Here is a 19,334-nt window from a genome sequence, read left to right as displayed (position 1 = left end):
GTAAAATTTGGCTCCAAAGACGCAATGAAACCAATAATGCAGGGAAACGTCACTTATGAGCCTGCAGGATACAGTTGCGCAAGGCTTTGCATTATTGGGTGGACAGCTATGAATTTGTTATTTGATCTTATCGTTGTGGATTATCTGCTTTTACTAACAGAAAGTAAATATTGATCTTTGGCGATCTTTCGGATCTATCCTCTGGACACCGCTTTTTTACTAGTACATTCAATATTTATATAGCGATCAGGATCATTATAACCATGAACTATAGGCTGGATCCAAAGCCATGATCAGGGCCGGTTGATCGGGTGATCTTCTTTGATCAACGCCCTCACCTGTGGATAATTATAGGGTAACGAATCATTTATTCACATCAATACCGGTATAATCCACGGATTTGTACACTCGTTTATCGTCGGCTAGCGAAAATTTATACAAAAAAGTCGGCTTTATCCTTTATAACACATTGACATCAGGCCACGAGATCTCTAGAATTCGGCATCCTTTTGGAAGGGCTGTGTTAGTTACCTAACGGCTTGCAGATTATTATCTGCCTGAAACGTTGTTTTAATACCGCCTGTGTTTTAACTAAATAAGTGAGACTTTGGTCATGAAAAGAACATTTCAACCGAGCAACTTAAAGCGCAAGCGTTCACACGGTTTCCGTGCTCGTATGGCGACCAAAAATGGTCGTAAAGTACTAGCGGCTCGCCGTGCAAAAGGTCGCGCTCGCCTTTCTGCTTAATATTAAAAGTAAGTACTTTTCTAAAGTGGGTGAAAATCATTTTTCCAGGGAGTTACGTCTGTTAACTCCCACCCACTTTACGTATGTGTTTAACGACGCAATACCAGCGGTATCTCCTGCCTTTACACTTCTTGCACGACACAACCAGAATGGCCATCCCCGGCTCGGTATTACTATATCCAAAAAACGGGTGCGTAAAGCCCATGACCGAAATCGTCTGAAACGACTGATTCGCGAAAGCTTTCGTCATCGCTCAGGAAATTTGCCTGCGGTGGACATCATTGTTGTAGGTAAGTCTGGTGCTGATAAAATGACCAACCAGGAAGTGTTTGCCACACTTGATAAACAATGGAAAAAGTTATCCAAGCGCTGCGCGCGCTAACAATTGCTGTTCCTTTACTGCTTATCAAATTTTACCAGTATTGTATTTCACCAATGCTGGGGCCTCGATGTCGCTTTCACCCAACTTGCTCATTTTATGCCATTGAAGCATTAAAAACGCACGGTTTGCTAATTGGCGGTTGGTTATCGATTAAACGCATTATAAAATGCCACCCTTTGCATCCGGGTGGTAATGATCCGGTACCCGGGAAACAAGACCCTAAACACTCAAAATAAAGAGACCTGTATGGAATCGCAACGTAGTTTTCTGTTAATTGGTCTGGCTCTTGTCAGCTTCCTGCTGTGGCAACAGTGGCAGGAAGATTATGGCCCTCAGCCAGTCCAGTCAGTGCAATCTGAACAATCTGCAAATAGCCAGAACAATGGTGTGCCATCAGCAGATTCGGACATCGCCACCAGTGATATGCCATCTGGCCAAGGTGATATCCCTGGTGTTCAGGCCAGCACAAATAACAACCAGGATCGTGTTATCCATGTTGTTACCGACGCACTGAATGTCAAAATCGATTTACTGGGTGGTGATGTTATCTCTGCCAACCTGCAGGATTTTCCAGTCACTCAGGGTTCAGAAGAAACTTACAGTCTGCTACGTCCTGAACAGGGTCTGTATATCGCACAAAGCGGTCTGATTGGTCGTAACGGCCCAGACAGCAATGGCAAGGGTCGTCCTCGTTATAATGCGCAGCAAACCGAGTACACGCTGGAAGGCAATGAACTGAAGGTTCCTTTGGTATGGCAGAGTGCTGATGGCATTAAAGTGGTAAAAACCTTTGTATTCACCAAAGGCTCTCACGATGTAAAAGTTATTTATAATGTAGATAACCAGACCAGCCAAACCATCAGCTTTCAGCAGTTTGGTCAGTTGAAACAGACAACCGAAGTTCCCGATGGCGGCAATATGTTTATGCCGACCTACCGCGGTGCCGCCTACTCTACCGAAGATGACCGTTACGAAAAGTACCCGTTTGACGATATTCAGGACAAAGACCTGAACAAAACCACGCCAGCAGGCTGGGTGGGTATGCTGGAACACTACTTTGTTTCAGCCTGGGTGCCCCCACAGGACCAAACGAATCAGCTTTACTCTAAAATGTCGGGTAACCAGTACGCCATTATTGGCTTTAAAGGCGAACCTGTCAGTGTTGGTGCCGGTGATGCTGCCACAGTGACTTCTGATTTGTACATGGGTCCAAAGGATCAGGATACGTTGAAAGAACTGGCCCGTGGTCTGGACCTGACTGTGGATTACGGTATCTTGTGGTGGATTTCACAAACTCTGTTCAGCCTGCTGCAATTCCTGCATAGCCTGGTGGGTAACTGGGGTGTGGCAATTATTCTTATCACCGTTGTGGTGAAAGGAATTATGTATCCGCTGACCAAAAAGCAGTACGAATCAATGGCACGCCTGCGTAATCTGGCGCCGAAGATGCAGCAACTCAAAGAGCGTTTTGGCGATGACCGTCAGAAAATGTCTCAGGCGATGATGGAGCTGTACAAGAAAGAAAAAGTAAACCCTATGGGCGGTTGTCTGCCATTATTACTGCAAATGCCTATCTTCCTGGCATTGTACTGGGTGCTACTGGAAAGTGTTGAACTACGACACGCTGACTTTGCCCTGTGGATCACTGACCTGTCAGTCAAAGATCCGTTCTTTGTACTGCCTGTATTGACCGGTGCCAGCATGTGGTTACTGCAAAAGCTGCAGCCATCATCAGTCACTGATCCGATGCAACAAAAAATCATGCAGTTTATGCCAGTGGCCATGAGTGTCTTCTTCTTGTGGTTCCCGGCTGGGCTGGTACTGTACTGGCTGGTGAGTAACATTATCACCCTGGTGCAGGCAAAACTGATTTACGCGTCGATGGAAAAACGCGGCATAAAAACCAAATAAGTTAACATTCAGCCCGCCTTTGCGGGCTGATTTGTCATGAGGAGACACAACAGTGCCATCATTTGATATTGTTTCAGAAATCAACATGGAAGAAGTGCGTAACGCGACTGACAATGCTAATCGCGAACTTGCCACCCGGTTTGATTTTCGTGGCGTGGAAGCCAGCTTTGAATATAAAGAGCAGACCGTTTTGATGACCGCACAGGCCGAGTTTCAGTTGCAGCAAATGGAATCGATGTTCCGCGGCGCCTGTGCCAAACGTAATATCGACACATCAGCCATGGATGTAAAATCCATGGACCAGCACGGCAAAACCTGCCGCCAGACCATTGCCTTTAAGCAAGGCATTGAACAGGCGGTGGCCAAGAAGCTGGTAAAATTCATTAAAGACGCCAAGCTTAAAGTACAAACCAGTATTCAGGGCGACCAGCTTCGGATTACCGGTAAAAAGCGTGATGACTTGCAACAGGCTATTGCTCTGATCAAGTCAGAGGATTTTGGTCAGCCTTTTCAGTTCAACAACTTCCGCGATTAATGTTATGACACAAGCGCCTTCGTTCTCTGAAACTATTGTTGCCCAGGCGACTGCAGCCGGTCGTGGCGGAGTGGGTATTGTGCGGGTATCCGGTCCGGCCGCCCAGACCGTGGCCCAGGCTATGGTAAAGACCGCACTGACTCCTCGTATGGCCATGTACACCCCGTTTTATGATGCCGCAGATACCGTCATCGATCAGGGGATTGCCTTGTTTTTTAAAGGGCCGAATTCCTTTACCGGTGAAGATGTACTGGAACTACAGGGACATGGCGGTCAGGTGGTTATGGACATGCTGATTGATGCGGTTCTGAAAACCCCCGGCACCCGTCTAGCCCGACCCGGTGAGTTCAGTGAACAGGCGTTTATGAATGACAAGCTGGATCTGGCGCAGGCCGAGGCGATTGCCGATTTAATTGATGCCAGTTCACAGCAGGCAGCCCGCAGCGCCCTGCGCTCATTACAAGGTGAATTTTCCCAGGCCATTAGTGCTTTGTCTGATGAAATTGTTCACCTGCGCATGTATGTAGAAGCCGCCATTGATTTTCCGGATGAAGAAATCGACTTTCTATCCGACGGTAAAGTGGCCGGCGACCTACAACGCATTGTTGAGAGTCTGGCCCGTGTTAAAGCTGAAGCCAAACAGGGCACCTTGCTGCGTGAAGGGATGCAGGTGGTGATTGCCGGGCGTCCTAACGCCGGTAAATCCAGTTTGCTCAACGCCCTGGCCGGCCGTGACAGTGCCATTGTGACCGACATCGCGGGCACCACCCGGGATGTTTTAAAAGAGCATATTCATATTAACGGTATGCCAGTGCATATTATTGATACGGCCGGCTTACGGGAAAGCCCTGATAAGGTTGAACAAATCGGTATTGAGCGGGCCTGGCAAGCGATTGATGAGGCTGACCGGGTATTGTTTGTAGTCGACAGCACCCAGACCAGCGTGATTGACCCCTACGAGATCTGGCCGGAGTTTATGGCCCGTCTGGCCTCCGGTATTCCTACCACCGTTATCCGTAACAAAGCCGATTTATCCGGTGAACCGATTGGCGCCCGGCAGCTGTCCACCGCCCATGGTGAGGTCACGGTGATTGGTTTATCCGCCCAGACTAGTGACGGAGTAGATGTGCTGCGTGAACACCTGGCCTCTACCATGGGGCTGGATACCACCACAGAAGGTCAGTTTATTGCCCGCCGCCGTCATTTAGAAGCGCTGCAACAGGCCACCGAACATGTGGACAATGGCCAGCAGCAACTCCATGACAACATGGCCGGTGAACTGCTGGCCGAAGAGCTGCGTCTGGCCCATCAGGCTCTGACCGAGATTACCGGCGAGTTCACCTCTGATGATTTGCTGGGTAAGATCTTCTCTTCTTTCTGTATCGGTAAATAGTCCTGACCGGCAAACCTGCCAGTCGGGTTTGCCATGACTGAGCACGCTTTGTATTTTGCAGTGTCATCCCCATACTCTGTGCTGGTGAGTCACTGGCTTCTCATGCCATACTTGCTGCACGATTTGTTTTAATTCCTTCGGGTAAATAAGAAGTACGTTATGTCTAAACATCTGACAATTCTGGTCGGTTCGGTGCTCGGTGCCTCTGAGTATGTGGCCGATGCACTGGCTGAAGTGGCGCAAAAAGCCGGTTATGAAACAGACATTAAGCTCACGCCGGATTTGAAAAGTATTGAACCTGGCTCGACCTGGGTAATCTGTACCTCAACCCATGGTGCCGGTGATCTGCCGGACAATATTGCGCCTTTTGCCAGTCAGCTGAAAGGCGCTGATTTAAGCCAGGTAAATGCCTATCTGGTGGGCCTGGGCGACAGCAGCTATGACACCTATTGCTTTGGTGCGATGACCATGCAAAAGCTGCTTGAAGAAGGCGGCGCGACCTTGTTGCACGCACCGTTGCATATTGATGTGCTCAACCACCCGATTCCTGAAGATAAAGCTGTAGAATGGTTTGAAGGTGTGTTGCCAGCCTGATGAACATGTTTACTCAGGCTGAATACCACGCCCTGTGCGGCGCTCTGAGCAATGATGCCAGGTCGCTGTACTGTCTGGGCCTTCGGCCAACCACAAATCTGTCTACCACTGCCTCAGAACCGCTGAACTACAAGTTTTTGCTGGCGCTGCTCAATGGCGAACATGAACAGGATAAACCGTATGCCCGGGGTCGTCAGATCAACAGTCTGCTTCGACATCTGGAGCAGGCCGGGCTGGTGGCGCTGACCGCAGAGCAGTCCCTGGAACAGTCACTGAATGGCAAAAGTATTCTGCTGCCACTATGCAGTCAGGCGCAGGATGACTTTGCTCACTTACACCGTCAGCATCAGCCGATGAAAACAGACTGGCAGCCGGATCCTAAGCTGTTTGAACAAATGGCCACCCTGCTGGGGCTGATTGACAAACAATTTGAGGAAGCCGATGTGGGAGAATTTGTGGCGTACTGGCTGGGCCGTCCCACGGCTGTATTCAGTCACTTTCAGTGGACTCAGAAATTTGCCTATTCGATGCGTAAAAAGCGACAGGCCTCCGCGGGTGTGGTAAAGCATACGGTTGGCGGACAACAAGTGCCAGTTGCACCCGGCATTCAGGCAGACGATAATGCCCGTAAACTGGTTGAAAAATATTCTGCTAAGAAGAAGCCCTGACTATGGATTCATTAGAAGATCGCATTAATCGCCTGGCTCAGGCTCTGGGTAAATCCCGGCCAAAAAATGGCGAAGAGTATATTGATTACACCACCATGCGTAAGCAGTATGAGCAGCAGGCCAATGCCGAAGTTCAGCAACTGCAGCAGCGTAGCAAGAAAGACCGGGTGACGGCCATTCACGGACGCTCAGACCTGAATCCTAAATGGACCTTTGCCAACCTGATGGAAGACAGCGATGATGTGATTGAAGCGGTCAGTATTGCCCAGTCATTCATTGCCGCGCATGAAGACCCGGCGTGGCGTAATTCAGGCTCCCACATGATGCTGTTCTACGGTGACTACGGGCGTGGAAAATCTCACATTGCCGGGGCAATTGCCCATCAGCTGATTGAGCAGTATGAAATCAGTGTACTGTACCGGCAGCTCTCCACCCTGCTGGAAATGCGCTATTTTTCCTATGATTTCAGTGCACAGGACAACATCGGTCAGAAGTTTCGTGAAGCCAATCGGGAACTGCTGGATGTGGATTTGCTGATTCTTGATGAGGTCTGTGTGAACGAAACCGTATTGAAGAAAAACACTCAGAGCTGGCTGGGGAACCTGCTGCGTCAGCGGCTGGTGAACAAGAAAAACTGCATTTTGATTACCAACCATAACCTGGCTGAACTGGAACATGCAGTAGGCCGCTACTGCTTTGAAAGCATTCGGGAGTATGACACTTATAAAGTCCGCTTTTCCGGACCCAGCCGTCGGGATGGATTAACCTCGCCGGAGGCAGAGCCCAGCAGTGCCAGCCCACGCTATCAGCCAAATCAGGTCAGATAGAGAAAAAGCGCCATACCATGGCGCTTTTTTTGTGTCTGTGAATGAGTCGCAAAGTGTAAAATCTGCTCCGCTAACATGATCACAACATCAAAAAAGATAAAAAAGATCGCCTCAACATAAGGATCGCGAAGTGGTGAATAATCACTTGTGCATCGACTTTTCCGATCAATGTGAATAAGATCCCCTGTGCAAAATGATCGGGCTGTAGGGTACATTCTACCTCGATCCTTTGATCCAAACGGCGATCTCTTCGACAACTTATCCCCATGTCGATCACATCTTGATCAGCCTTGTGGATATGATCCCCCAGGCCACTGTGCATAAGCTCTGATCAGCCATGGCATAAAATACCCCGAAAATTGATATGTGGATAAACAGGGTGGTTATACACAGGATCGGAGGGGACTTATGATCCCCCTAGTACAGAAGTTGTTCTTTCCATAAGATCCTGTGATCTAAAGAAAATGATCGCTTATCAACAGATCAGGCCGATCCTAATAATAATAAAAATAAAAAAGATCTTTAAAAGATCATATATATATTACGCACTGCCCCTGCCAACATTAAAAGTCCTTTGAAGATTATTTAACCATTTTAATCAGCGCTCAGTTCAGCTAAAATACGCGCCCTTTTCTCCAGGCTCCGATCGTTATCTGCACGTTGGCCTGTAAGCGTTTTGTGAGGTTTAACATGTTTTATCAACAAGAATTTGACGTCATTGTTGTTGGTGGTGGTCATGCCGGTACGGAAGCGGCGCTGGCCTCTGCCCGTATGGGAGCCAGTACACTGCTGTTAACCCATAATATCGAAACGATCGGACAGATGTCCTGTAATCCGGCAATTGGTGGGATCGGTAAAGGTCATCTGGTAAAAGAGATCGATGCTCTGGGTGGTGCAATGGGCCTGGCAACTGATCGCGGCGGAATCCAGTTCAGAACCCTGAACTCCAGTAAAGGCCCTGCAGTACGGGCAACCCGCGCACAGGCCGATCGCACGCTGTATCGCCATGCGATCCGCAATATTGTGGAAAGCCAGTCAAATCTGACCTTGTTCCAGCAAAGCTGCGATGATCTGATCGTGGAATATGATCAGGTCTGTGGTGTGGTGACTCAGATGGGCCTGAAGTTTCGTGCTAAAAGCGTTGTACTGACAGTAGGGACTTTTTTAGGCGGCACGATTCACATTGGTCTGGAAAACTATCGCGGTGGTCGTGCCGGTGATCCGCCCTCCATTGCGCTGGCAGATCGTTTACGTGCATTACCTTTTCGGGTCGACCGGTTAAAAACCGGTACGCCTGCCCGGCTGGATGCCCGTAGTCTGGATTTCAGTAAAATGCAGGAGCAACCTGGCGACACGCCAGTACCGGTTGTTTCGTTCATGGGTAACCGTGAGATGCATCCTAAACAGATTTCCTGTTATATCACGCACACCAATGAGCGCACTCACGAGATTATCCGTGGCGGTATGGACCGCTCGCCCATGTATACCGGTATTATTGAAGGTGTGGGTCCGCGTTACTGCCCAAGCATTGAAGACAAGATTACCCGGTTTGCCGATAAGTCATCGCATCAGATTTTTGTTGAGCCGGAAGGCCTTAACAGCATGGAAGTCTATCCGAACGGCATTTCCACCAGTCTGCCGTTTGACGTCCAGATGGCCATGGTCCGCTCGATTAACGGCTTTGAAAATGCCCATATTGTGCGTCCGGGCTATGCTATTGAATATGACTTCTTTGATCCCCGCGATTTGAAGCAAACGCTGGAAACAAAATATATTAAAGGCTTGTTCTTTGCCGGTCAGATTAACGGCACCACCGGTTACGAAGAAGCCGGCGCCCAGGGGCTTGTAGCAGGTGCTAATGCGGCCTTGCAGGTTCAGGAAAAAGATCCGATGATCCTGCGCCGTGATCAGGCTTACATGGGAGTGCTGATTGATGATCTTGCCACTATGGGCACCAAAGAACCGTATCGCATGTTTACCAGCCGGGCGGAATACCGTTTGCTGCTGCGTGAAGACAACGCCGATATGCGTCTGACGCCGGTAGGCCGTGAAGTGGGTCTGGTGGATGACGAGCGCTGGGCGGCTTTTAACACTAAAATGGAAGCGGTGGAACAGGAGCAACAGCGCTTGCGGGGTCAGTATGTTCACCCTGAGCACAATGCCACTGAACAGTTAAACCCGATGCTAAAAAATACCATCAGCCGGGAGCATTCTCTGGAAGAGCTGATTCGTCGTCCTGAGATGACTTACAAAAAACTGATGAAGATTGAAAGCTTTGGTCCGGGTCTGTCTGATCCGATTGCCGCTGAGCAGGTGGAGATCCAAATCAAGTATGCCGGCTATATTGCCCGCCAGATGGATGAGATTGCCAAAGCACAGCGTCATGAAAATACGTTATTGCCAGCAGACTTCGATTACAGCAAAATTTCAGGTCTATCCAATGAAGTTATTGCAAAACTTAGTGAAGCCAGACCAGAAACCATTGGCAAGGCATCCCGTATTTCAGGCATCACGCCTGCGGCGATCAGCCTGCTGCTGGTATACCTGAAAAAACATGGCCTGCTAAGAAAGCAGGAGCAAATTAGCGCGTGAGTAATTCGGTAAATACGCAACACCTGGCCAGTCTTCTGGCCAGCGGCATCGATAAAATGGGCATGACAGTGAGCCCGCAGCAGCAACAGCAGCTTATTGGCTATGTTGAATTAATGCATAAATGGAACAAAGCTTATAACCTGACTTCAGTGCGTGAGCCTGAGCAGATGGTGGTAAAGCACTTGCTGGACTCGCTCAGTGTAGCCCCCTTTGTAGACGGGCAGCACATTATCGATGTGGGTACCGGCCCGGGTTTACCGGGTATGCCACTGGCTATAGTGCTACCTCATTGTCAGTTCACGCTGCTGGACAGCCTGGGCAAGCGGGTCCGGTTTATGAAGCAGTGCACTCATGAGCTTAAACTGGATAATGTCACCTGCCTGCACAGTCGGGTTGAGGAACATCAGCCGGAAACCGCGTATGATATTGTACTTAGCCGGGCTTTTGCTTCGCTAAAAGATATGTTGCACTGGTGTGCGCATCTGGTAGATTCAGAAGGAAAGTTTCTGGCCCTGAAAGGTCAGGCCCAGCAAAGTGAAATTGATGAAGTAAGTGATCACTTTCATATCGAGTCGGTGAATGCTTTGAAAGTACCTGATTTAGAGGGCGAGCGTCATTTGGTGACAATTCGAAAAGCGTAACAGGACAAGTTGTGGCAAAGGTAATCGCAATCGCGAATCAAAAAGGTGGGGTTGGAAAAACCACCACGGCTGTTAACGTAGCAGCGTCTATGGCGGCAACCAAACGTAAAGTATTGCTTATCGACCTGGATCCCCAGGGCAATGCAACCATGGGAAGCGGACTGGACAAATATGATGTTCCGGCTACCTGTTATGAGCTGCTGATAGAAGAAAAGCCGATTGAAGAAGTGGTAGTCAAAGACACCAACGGCAAATATGACATGATTCCGGCCAACGGTGATGTGACCGCAGCGGAAATCAAGCTGATGGAAATGTTTGCCCGGGAGGTTCGCTTACGTAACTCACTTAAGCCGGTCATGGACTACTATGATTATATTTTTATTGATTGTCCGCCGTCACTGAATCAGCTGACCGTCAATGCATTGGCTGCTGCCGATTCTGTGCTGGTGCCAATGCAGTGTGAATACTACGCCCTGGAAGGGTTAACAGCGTTAATGGATACCATTCAAAAGCTGGCGTCGGTGGTTAACCCTGAGCTTAAAATCGAAGGGGTATTGCGGACCATGTACGATCCACGCAACCGGCTGGCCAATGATGTATCTGAGCAACTGAAACGGCATTTTGGCGAGCAGGTTTACCGCACGGTGATTCCACGTAATGTTCGTCTGGCCGAAGCGCCCAGTTTTGGCGCGCCTGCGATGTACTATGATAAATCATCGACCGGCGCTAAAGCGTATCTGGCTCTGGCTGGTGAGATTCTGCGCCGCCGGGACAAAGCCGGTGCACCACCTACCGTTCCGGGCGCCGTGGCGGCCAGCTAATCATCAGGTTTTTGGTACCGGTAAAGGCCGGTGTTCAGTGAGTTATTGAGGAAAGTATGTCTGCGAAGAAAAGAGGACTTGGGCGCGGTTTGGATGCCCTGCTGGCAACCAGCCAGTCTTCAGCACAAAAATATCAGGAAGAAGCCACCCCTCCTCAGGCATCGGTGCCGTCTGAACTGACCCGGTTGCCCATCGAATATTTGCGTCCGGGAAAATACCAGCCGCGTAAAGATATGTCGCCCGATGCGCTGGAGGAACTGGCGTCCTCAATTCGCTCCCAAGGTATCATTCAGCCCATTGTGGTTCGCCCGGTTGGTCAAAATAGTTATGAAATTGTGGCCGGTGAACGTCGCTGGCGAGCGTCTCAAATGGCTCAGCTGGACGAAGTACCCTGTCTTATCAAAGATGTGCCTGACGAAGCTGCGGTGGCCATCGCCCTGATTGAAAATATTCAGCGCGAAGATCTCAACGCCATGGAAGAAGCCCAGGCACTTGACCGCCTGATGAAAGAATTTGAACTGACTCATGCTGAGGTTGCTGAAGCGGTAGGTAAATCCCGGACATCGGTAACTAATCTGCTGCGGCTGAATAATCTTAATGACGACGTCAAACTGTTACTGGAGCATGGCGATATTGAGATGGGTCATGCCCGGGCATTGCTGGCGCTTGACGGTGAAGCTCAGACCGAAGCGGCGCAAGTTGTGTCTGGTAAAGGACTGACCGTCAGAGATACCGAAAAACTGGTGCGAAAGTATCTGGAGCCTGCTGCGCCAAAATCACCCAAAACCGTGGACCCGGATGTGCAAAGTCTGATGACCCGGTTATCTGATAATCTGGGTACCCAGGTTAGCATTGATCACAATGCCAGGGGCAAAGGTAAGATCACCATCAACTTTAGTGATTTAGACCAGCTTGACGGTATTTTGTCTAAAATACATTAGCAAATTGCGCGAAATGTTAAAAAATTGTTCGATATTTGGGCAGTTTTTTGATAAGTATGGCGATTGTAACGTTATCACCACAGAAAATTTTCAGAATCACTTTCAAAACGAGATGTACTGTTGAAAATTATCGGTAAAACAGTATACTTCTGACGCTTTTAAATTAGCGACGAGAGTATAGCGATAACGTGGTAAATGGCATCGCCCGCGACGGGCAACGGTTGGCAGCAAAAACAATTATAACCCAGCTCTGCACCGGCTTATTTATCGCTCTCATTTTCGCCCTGTTCGATGGGCCAAAAAGTGGTTTATATGCTTTAACCGGCGCCGGTATCTGTGTCATACCCAGTGCGGTTTTTGCACTGTTTGCTTTCCGGTATGCAGGGGCACGACGCAACAAAGAGGTTGTTCGGAGTTTCCGGAAAGGAAACGCTATTAAGCTGATGCTCACGATTGTGTTGTTTGCATTGGCCTTCCGGCAAACCACAGTGCATGTTTTCCCCCTGTTTATCGGCTATATAGCCGCGCTGGTGGCCCAGTGGCCTGCATTATTTATATTTACCCGCACACCAAAAACAAGAAAATAAGTGCTGGTAGTTGCCTGATGTCCCAGATGGACAAAAAGTTCAGGCGTAACAGAATTTTTTAACTTTAATCAATTTGGGAATGACAATGGCATCATCTGGTGGAGAACAAACCGTTAGCGGTTACATTCAGCACCACTTGACCAATGCGACTGTCGGTGAAGGCTTTATGGCTGTTCACGTCGACACGCTGGCTTGGTCTGTGGGCTTAGGTATCCTCTTTCTGTACCTGTTTAGGAAAGCGGCAAAATCAATGACAGCAGGCGTACCTGGAAAATTCCAGGCGGCGATTGAAATGATCGTTGAGTTTGTTGATGACACGGTGAAAAGCACTTATCACGGTAAAAGCCCGCTGATTGCTCCACTGGCGCTGACCATTTTTGTCTGGGTTCTGCTGATGAACCTGATGGACCTGGTTCCGGTTGACTTCCTGCCGTGGATTGCACAGCAAATTGGTGGTGCGATGGGCTATGACCCAGAGCATGTGTACATGAAAGTAGTACCGACTACCGATGTGAACATGACCTTTGCGCTGTCGCTGGGCGTGTTTGTGCTGATGATTTATTATTCCATTAAAATCAAAGGCGTAGGCGGTTTCTTAAAAGAACTGTACGCACATCCGTTTAATACACCATGGTTGTACTGGTTTAACTTCATTCTTGAAGTGGTGTCATTACTGGCCAAGCCGCTGTCGCTGTCACTGCGTCTGTTCGGTAACCTGTACGCTGGTGAACTGATTTTCATTCTGATTGCGGGCACGATGGGGCTGTGGCAGCTACCATTGCACTTCGCATGGGCAGCGTTCCACTTACTTGTTATTCCTTTGCAGGCTTTCATTTTCATGATGTTGACCATCGTGTACCTGAGTCTGGCCAGCGAAGAACACTAATTTTTAAACTTTAATTTTAATTTTTAACTTCAACACTAAGGTGAAAAAACTATGGAAATTCTAGGTAATCTGTACATTGCAGTTGGTATCCTGATCGGTCTTTGTGCTCTGGGTCCTGCAATTGGCTTCGGTCTGCTGGGTGGTAAATTCCTTGAGTCTGCTGCTCGTCAACCAGAACTGGCGCCTCAACTGCAAGTTAAGATGTTCATCGTAGCGGGTCTTATCGATGCTATCGCGATGATTGGTGTTGCAATTGCTCTGTTCCTGTTGTTCGTTGAAAGCGCAAAGTTTGCTGTCTAAGCACCATTTAATTATCAACGAATAGAGGGGGAGCGGTTGTGAATATCAACCTTACTCTAATCGGTGAACTCATTGCCTTTGTGGTGTTTGTTTGGTTTTGTATGGCGAAAGTCTGGCCACCAATCATCGCAGCAATCGAGGAGCGTCAGAAGAAAATAGCCGATGGGCTGGAAGCTTCTGAGCGTGCCGAAAAAGATTTAGAGCTAGCTCAGGCGAAAGCGACTGAGCAGTTAAAAGAAGCGAAAGCGCAAGCAGCTGAAATTATCGAACAGGCCAAGAAGCGTGCTAATCAACTTGTTGATGAGGAAACGCAGAAAGGTCATGCAGAGCGTGAGAAAATCATTGCTTCTGGTTATGCCGAAATTGAAGCTGAACGCAATCGTGCCAAAGAAGAACTGCGCAAGCAGGTAGCCGCTCTGGCGGTTGCTGGTGCAGCACAGATTCTTCAACGTGAAATCGACGCTAACGCACAAAACGACATTGTTGAAAAACTTGTCGCAGAGCTTTAAGAGGAAGATGAGCCATGTCTGAATTGACAACAGTTGCTCGTCCCTATGCTAAAGCTGCTTTCGATTTTGCAGTCGAGAAGAACACCATTGCCCAATGGCAGGATATGTTGAACTTTGCCGGACAGGTAGCTGACAACGACGACGTGCACCAGATGTTAACTGGTGCCGTGGCCGCAGATACTCTGGCCGACCTGTTTATCAGTATCTGTGGTGAACAACTCGACGAACACGGTCAGAACTTTATAAAGGTTCTGGCAGAAAATGAACGCTTAGTTGCCCTGCCCGAAATCAGCGTATTGTTTGATGCACTGAAGGCAGAATATGACAAAGAAGTTGAAGTCGATCTGGTTTCAGCTACTGAGATGAGCATAGACCAGAAGTCTAAGCTACAGGCAGCGTTAGAACAGCGTTTGGCACGTAAAGTGAAGCTTAATTGCAGCGTAGATTCTGCCCTGGTGGCTGGTTTTGTCGTCAAATCAGGCGACACAGTCATCGATGGTTCAGTGCAATCTAAACTGAACCGTCTGGCAGACGCGTTGAAAGCATAACGGGGATAAGAGCATGCAACTTAATTCCACTGAAATTGCAGAACTGATCAAAAAGAGAATTGAACAGTTCAATGTAACCAGTGAAGCACGCAACGAAGGTACAATCGTTGCTGTTACTGACGGTATTATCCGTATCCATGGCCTTGCAGATGTTATGCAAGGTGAAATGATTGAGCTTCCTGGCAATCGTTACGCTATCGCACTGAACCTTGAGCGCGACTCGGTTGGTGCGGTTGTAATGGGTCCGTACGCGGATCTGACAGAAGGCACAAAAGTACAATCTACAGGCCGTATCCTGGAAGTACCAGTAGGTAAAGCACTACTGGGCCGTGTGGTAAACACGCTGGGTCAGCCTATCGATGGTAAAGGGTCTATCGACACCAATACTTTCGAACCTGTTGAAAAAATCGCCCCTGGTGTAATCGACCGTCAATCAGTCGACCAGCCAGTACAAACCGGTTATAAGTCTGTTGACTCTATGATTCCGGTGGGTCGTGGTCAGCGTGAGCTTATCATCGGTGACCGTCAGACAGGTAAAACAGCGATGGCTATCGATGCCATCATCAATCAGAAAGGCACAGGTATTAAGTGTGTTTACGTAGCGGTTGGCCAGAAGGCATCGACTATCGCTAACGTTGTTCGCAAGCTGGAAGAGCACGGCGCAATGGACCACACGATTGTGGTTGCTGCATCGGCTTCTGAGTCAGCTGCACTGCAATACCTGGCACCTTATTCTGGTTGTACTATGGGTGAGTTCTTCCGTGATATCGGTGAAGATGCGCTAATCGTATATGATGATCTGTCTAAGCAAGCTGTTGCTTATCGTCAGATTTCATTGCTGCTTAAGCGTCCACCGGGCCGTGAAGCCTACCCAGGTGACGTTTTCTATCTTCACTCGCGTCTGCTAGAACGTGCTGCCCGTGTAAACGAGCACTATGTTGAGCGTGTTACTAACGGTGAAGTAAAAGGCAAAACCGGTTCACTGACCGCTCTGCCTATCATCGAAACTCAGGCCGGTGACGTATCTGCGTTCGTACCAACCAACGTAATCTCGATTACTGACGGTCAGATCTTCTTAGAAACTGATCTGTTCAACTCAGGTATCCGTCCGGCGGTTAACGCTGGTATCTCGGTATCTCGTGTTGGTGGTTCTGCACAGACTAAGATCATCAAGAAGCTGGGTGGCGGTATCCGTCTTGCGCTGGCTCAGTATCGTGAACTTGCGGCGTTCTCTCAGTTTGCTTCTGACCTTGACGAAGCAACGCGTGAACAGCTGGAGCACGGTGAGCGTGTAACTGAGCTGATGAAGCAGAAACAGTATGCGCCTCTGTCTATCGCTGATATGGGTGTGTCTCTGTTCGCGGTAGAAAAAGGCTTCCTGAAAGACATCGCCCTGGACAAGATTCTGGACTTCGAAGCAGCCCTGCATTCTTACATGAATAGCGAACAGGCTGAGCTGATGAAGACCATTAATGAATCTGGTAACTACAACGACGATATTGCTGCGAAGCTAAGTGATGCTTTGAAGAAATTCAAAGAAACACAAACGTGGTAATAGCCGGTGCTGACCCTGACCGGTCAGCACAACGTGTAAGTTAACGGGAGATAGTCATGGCGAGCGGTAAAGAGATAAAAGGTAAGATTGGGAGTATCAAGAATACTCAGAAGATTACCAGTGCAATGGAAATGGTTGCTGCGTCCAAAATGAAAAAGGCGCAGGAACGTATGGCCCTTGGCCGACCCTATGCACAAAACATGCTTAAAGTGATTGGTCACATCGCTAACGGTAACCTTGAGTACCGTCACCCTTACCTTGAAGAGCGTGACGTGAAACGGGTTGGCTACATCGTGATCTCCACCGACCGTGGACTGTGTGGCGGCTTGAACGCCAACGAGTTCAAACTGGTTACCCAACACGTTAAACAATGGCGTGAAAAGGATGTGGAAGTAGATTTTGCAGCATTAGGTGCAAAAGCATGTAGCTTCTTTAAACGTTTTGGTGGCAACTTATTGGCCGCTGAATCGGGCTTGGGTGATAAGCCTAAGGTGAGCGATATTGTTGGCGTAGTACGCGTAATGCTGAAAGCCTACGACGAAGGCAAACTGGACCGGGTATACCTGGTGTTTAATGACTTCGTTAATACAATGACGCAAAAGCCGGTGAGCAACCAATTACTGCCTTTGCCAAAGTCAGAAGACAAAGAGTATCAGCATCGCTGGGACTACATTTACGAGCCGGATCCAAAAGAAATTCTGGAATCCTTAATGGTTCGTTACATTGAGTCTCAAGTGTATCAGGGAGTAGTCGAAAACATCGCATCTGAGCAGGCTGCTCGAATGGTGGCGATGAAAGCAGCTACCGATAACGCAGGCAATCTGATTGATGATCTGCAACTGGTATACAACAAAGCGCGTCAGGCTGCGATTACGCAAGAAATCAGCGAAATCGTCAGCGGTGCGGCAGCGGTGTAGGCAAAGGTTTAAAAGAGATAACGAGGACAAATTATGAGTCAAGGTAAGGTCGTCCAAATCATCGGCGCCGTTGTGGACATTGAGTTTCCACAAGATGCGGTTCCTGGTGTATACGACGCACTTCAGGTCATTGACGGAGACCTGTCAGGCTTAACCCTGGAAGTGCAACAACAATTAGGTGGTGGCGTAGTGCGGACAATCGCACTGGGTACTACTGATGGTCTTAAGCGTGGCCTGGCAGTGAAAAACACTGGCGAGCCAATTATGGTACCAGTAGGTACTAAAACGCTGGGCCGTATTATGGATGTACTGGGTAACCCGATTGATGAAGCGGGCCCCATCGGTGAAGAAGACCGTATGTCTATTCACCGTGCAGCACCTAGCTACGAAGAACAGTCAAACAGCCTGGAAATCCTGGAAACAGGTATCAAGGTAATCGACCTGGTTTGCCCATTCGCTAAGGGTGGTAAAGTTGGTCTGTTCGGTGGTGCCGGTGTTGGTAAAACTGTAAACATGATGGAACTTATCCGTAACATCGCTATCGAGCACAGTGGTTTCTCTGTATTCGCTGGTGTTGGTGAGCGTACTCGTGAAGGTAACGATTTCTATCACGAAATGAACGACTCTAACGTACTGGATAAAGTATCTCTGGTATACGGTCAGATGAACGAGCCACCGGGTAACCGTTTGCGTGTTGCTCTGACTGGTTTGACAATGGCAGAGAAATTCCGTGACGAAGGCCGTGATGTACTGTTCTTCGTAGATAACATCTACCGTTATACTCTGGCAGGTACTGAGGTATCAGCACTGTTAGGTCGTATGCCATCAGCAGTAGGTTATCAGCCTACTCTGGCTGAAGAAATGGGTGTTCTGCAGGAGCGTATTACGTCAACCAAGACTGGTTCAATCACGTCTATTCAGGCGGTATACGTACCAGCCGATGACTTGACTGACCCGTCACCAGCCACCACCTTTGCTCACTTGGATGCAACGGTAGTACTGTCTCGTGATATCGCGTCTTTAGGTATTTACCCTGCGGTAGATCCTCTGGACTCTACATCACGTCAGCTGGACCCTCTGGTTATCGGTCAGGAGCACTATGACATTGCCCGTCGTGTGCAAACTGTACTGCAGCGTTATAAAGAACTGAAAGACATCATTGCGATTCTGGGTATGGACGAGCTGTCTGAAGAAGACAAGCTGGTAGTAACCCGTTCTCGTAAGATTCAGCGCTTCCTGTCTCAGCCGTTCTTCGTAGCAGAAGTATTCACCGGCGCGCCAGGTAAATATGTATCGCTGAAAGACACTATCAGTGGCTTTAAAGCGATTCTAGATGGCGAGTACGACGAGCTTCCGGAACAGGCCTTCTACATGGTTGGCTCAATCGAAGAAGCAGTAGAAAAAGCCAAGAAAGCGTAAGGCTAGCGGGTGGGCATAGTTCCACCCTTCTCTAGCACGCTGACTACCTACTTTAGGAGGTTTACATGGCAGCAATGACAGTTCATCTGGATGTGGTAAGCGCGGAAGAGCAAATCTTCTCTGGTCGCGTTGAAACCCTGCAGGTGACAGGTAGCGAAGGTGAGCTGGGTATTCACCCGGGCCACGCGCCACTAATCACTGCAATTAAACCTGGTATGGTGCGTTTGGTTAAACAGCACGGTGATGAGGAAGTCATCTACGTAGCCGGTGGTGTACTTGAAGTACAGCCTGGCAATGTTACCGTGTTGGCTGACACGGCAGTTCGTGCAGAAGATCTGGACGAACAGGCCGCGACAGATGCAAAACGTCGTGCAGAAGAGCACATCGCCAATCCAGGCGCTGACTTTAATTATGCAGAAGCTGCCCAGCAGCTGGCTGAAGCTATTGCTCAGCTGGACTTGATCCGCAAACTGCGTAAATAAACGTAAGCAATATATGCTTTGTATAAAACCCGGCCTCTGGCCGGGTTTTTTATTACATAACGCAAAAAAGTAAAAAAA

At 48.7% G+C, this 19,334-nt stretch carries 22 protein-coding genes; all 22 read left to right on the top strand.

From position 1 onward, the window contains the following. Nucleotides 1-613 precede the first annotated feature (613 nt). On the top strand, nucleotides 614-748 hold the full coding sequence (rpmH, locus tag EZV72_RS18365; protein WP_014290886.1) for a 50S ribosomal protein L34: 135 nt from the start codon (nucleotides 614-616) through the stop codon (nucleotides 746-748). Nucleotides 749-773: 25 nt separating this feature from the next. Next, on the top strand, nucleotides 774-1,130 hold the full coding sequence (gene rnpA / locus EZV72_RS18360) for a ribonuclease P protein component (RefSeq protein WP_137168599.1): 357 nt from the start codon (nucleotides 774-776) through the stop codon (nucleotides 1,128-1,130). Beyond that, on the top strand, nucleotides 1,097-1,366 hold the full coding sequence (gene yidD, locus EZV72_RS18355; protein WP_137168598.1) for a membrane protein insertion efficiency factor YidD: 270 nt from the start codon (nucleotides 1,097-1,099) through the stop codon (nucleotides 1,364-1,366). The genes rnpA and yidD overlap by 34 nt, the downstream gene beginning before the upstream one ends. 10 nt (nucleotides 1,367-1,376) lie before the next feature. Beyond that, nucleotides 1,377-3,041: a membrane protein insertase YidC gene (gene yidC, locus EZV72_RS18350; RefSeq protein ID WP_137168597.1), complete on the top strand. Its 1,665-nt coding sequence runs from the start codon at nucleotides 1,377-1,379 to the stop codon at nucleotides 3,039-3,041. 52 nt (nucleotides 3,042-3,093) lie between these two features. After that, a complete protein-coding gene (locus EZV72_RS18345) occupies nucleotides 3,094-3,576 on the top strand; it encodes a YajQ family cyclic di-GMP-binding protein (RefSeq protein ID WP_137168596.1) in 483 nt (160 codons plus the stop codon). A 4-nt stretch (nucleotides 3,577-3,580) separates the two neighbouring features. Continuing rightward, on the top strand, nucleotides 3,581-4,969 hold the full coding sequence (gene mnmE / locus EZV72_RS18340) for a tRNA uridine-5-carboxymethylaminomethyl(34) synthesis GTPase MnmE (protein ID WP_137168595.1): 1,389 nt from the start codon (nucleotides 3,581-3,583) through the stop codon (nucleotides 4,967-4,969). Between the two features lie 159 nt (nucleotides 4,970-5,128). Further along, complete coding sequence (locus EZV72_RS18335; RefSeq protein WP_137168594.1) at nucleotides 5,129-5,563, top strand: flavodoxin domain-containing protein; 435 nt, start codon at nucleotides 5,129-5,131, stop codon at nucleotides 5,561-5,563. Next, the gene (locus EZV72_RS18330; RefSeq protein WP_232364465.1) at nucleotides 5,563-6,231 is read left to right on the top strand and encodes a DnaT-like ssDNA-binding domain-containing protein; all 669 of its coding nucleotides are present in this window, start codon (nucleotides 5,563-5,565) and stop codon (nucleotides 6,229-6,231) included. The genes EZV72_RS18335 and EZV72_RS18330 overlap by 1 nt, the downstream gene beginning before the upstream one ends. 2 nt (nucleotides 6,232-6,233) lie before the next feature. Further along, nucleotides 6,234-7,058, top strand: coding sequence for an ATP-binding protein (locus EZV72_RS18325; protein WP_137168592.1), 825 nt, complete (start codon nucleotides 6,234-6,236; stop codon nucleotides 7,056-7,058). A gap of 690 nt (nucleotides 7,059-7,748) precedes the next feature. After that, nucleotides 7,749-9,650, top strand: coding sequence for a tRNA uridine-5-carboxymethylaminomethyl(34) synthesis enzyme MnmG (mnmG, locus tag EZV72_RS18320; RefSeq protein WP_137168591.1), 1,902 nt, complete (start codon nucleotides 7,749-7,751; stop codon nucleotides 9,648-9,650). Between the two features lie 56 nt (nucleotides 9,651-9,706). Continuing rightward, nucleotides 9,707-10,291 carry a 16S rRNA (guanine(527)-N(7))-methyltransferase RsmG gene (gene rsmG / locus EZV72_RS18315; RefSeq protein WP_217495198.1) on the top strand — a complete coding sequence of 195 codons (585 nt, stop codon included), beginning with the start codon at nucleotides 9,707-9,709 and terminating at the stop codon, nucleotides 10,289-10,291. 11 nt (nucleotides 10,292-10,302) lie between these two features. Next, a complete protein-coding gene (locus EZV72_RS18310) occupies nucleotides 10,303-11,112 on the top strand; it encodes a ParA family protein (RefSeq protein WP_137168589.1) in 810 nt (269 codons plus the stop codon). A gap of 56 nt (nucleotides 11,113-11,168) precedes the next feature. Beyond that, nucleotides 11,169-12,053: a ParB/RepB/Spo0J family partition protein gene (locus EZV72_RS18305; protein ID WP_137168588.1), complete on the top strand. Its 885-nt coding sequence runs from the start codon at nucleotides 11,169-11,171 to the stop codon at nucleotides 12,051-12,053. A 188-nt stretch (nucleotides 12,054-12,241) separates the two neighbouring features. Next, nucleotides 12,242-12,640, top strand: coding sequence for an ATP synthase subunit I (locus EZV72_RS18300; RefSeq protein WP_137168587.1), 399 nt, complete (start codon nucleotides 12,242-12,244; stop codon nucleotides 12,638-12,640). A gap of 85 nt (nucleotides 12,641-12,725) precedes the next feature. Then, on the top strand, nucleotides 12,726-13,526 hold the full coding sequence (gene atpB, locus EZV72_RS18295; protein WP_137168586.1) for a F0F1 ATP synthase subunit A: 801 nt from the start codon (nucleotides 12,726-12,728) through the stop codon (nucleotides 13,524-13,526). Between the two features lie 51 nt (nucleotides 13,527-13,577). Next, entirely contained in the window at nucleotides 13,578-13,826 is a 249-nt protein-coding gene (gene atpE, locus EZV72_RS18290) for a F0F1 ATP synthase subunit C (RefSeq protein WP_006994918.1), read from the top strand. A 38-nt stretch (nucleotides 13,827-13,864) separates the two neighbouring features. Then, nucleotides 13,865-14,335, top strand: a complete 471-nt coding sequence (gene atpF, locus EZV72_RS18285) for a F0F1 ATP synthase subunit B (protein ID WP_137168585.1) — start codon at nucleotides 13,865-13,867, stop codon at nucleotides 14,333-14,335. A gap of 14 nt (nucleotides 14,336-14,349) precedes the next feature. Further along, on the top strand, nucleotides 14,350-14,883 hold the full coding sequence (gene atpH / locus EZV72_RS18280; protein WP_137168584.1) for a F0F1 ATP synthase subunit delta: 534 nt from the start codon (nucleotides 14,350-14,352) through the stop codon (nucleotides 14,881-14,883). A 13-nt stretch (nucleotides 14,884-14,896) separates the two neighbouring features. Continuing rightward, nucleotides 14,897-16,438: a F0F1 ATP synthase subunit alpha gene (gene atpA / locus EZV72_RS18275; protein WP_137168583.1), complete on the top strand. Its 1,542-nt coding sequence runs from the start codon at nucleotides 14,897-14,899 to the stop codon at nucleotides 16,436-16,438. A gap of 56 nt (nucleotides 16,439-16,494) precedes the next feature. Continuing rightward, the gene (gene atpG, locus EZV72_RS18270) at nucleotides 16,495-17,355 is read left to right on the top strand and encodes a F0F1 ATP synthase subunit gamma (RefSeq protein ID WP_137168582.1); all 861 of its coding nucleotides are present in this window, start codon (nucleotides 16,495-16,497) and stop codon (nucleotides 17,353-17,355) included. Between the two features lie 33 nt (nucleotides 17,356-17,388). Beyond that, nucleotides 17,389-18,774: a F0F1 ATP synthase subunit beta gene (atpD, locus tag EZV72_RS18265; protein WP_137168581.1), complete on the top strand. Its 1,386-nt coding sequence runs from the start codon at nucleotides 17,389-17,391 to the stop codon at nucleotides 18,772-18,774. A gap of 65 nt (nucleotides 18,775-18,839) precedes the next feature. Continuing rightward, nucleotides 18,840-19,256: a F0F1 ATP synthase subunit epsilon gene (locus EZV72_RS18260; protein WP_137168580.1), complete on the top strand. Its 417-nt coding sequence runs from the start codon at nucleotides 18,840-18,842 to the stop codon at nucleotides 19,254-19,256. The last annotated feature ends 78 nt before the right edge of the window (nucleotides 19,257-19,334 follow it).

This window comes from Salinimonas lutimaris (genome assembly GCF_005222225.1).
Taxonomy (GTDB): Bacteria; Pseudomonadota; Gammaproteobacteria; order Enterobacterales; family Alteromonadaceae; genus Alteromonas; species Alteromonas lutimaris.
This window is presented reverse-complemented; position numbering and strand designations above follow the sequence as displayed.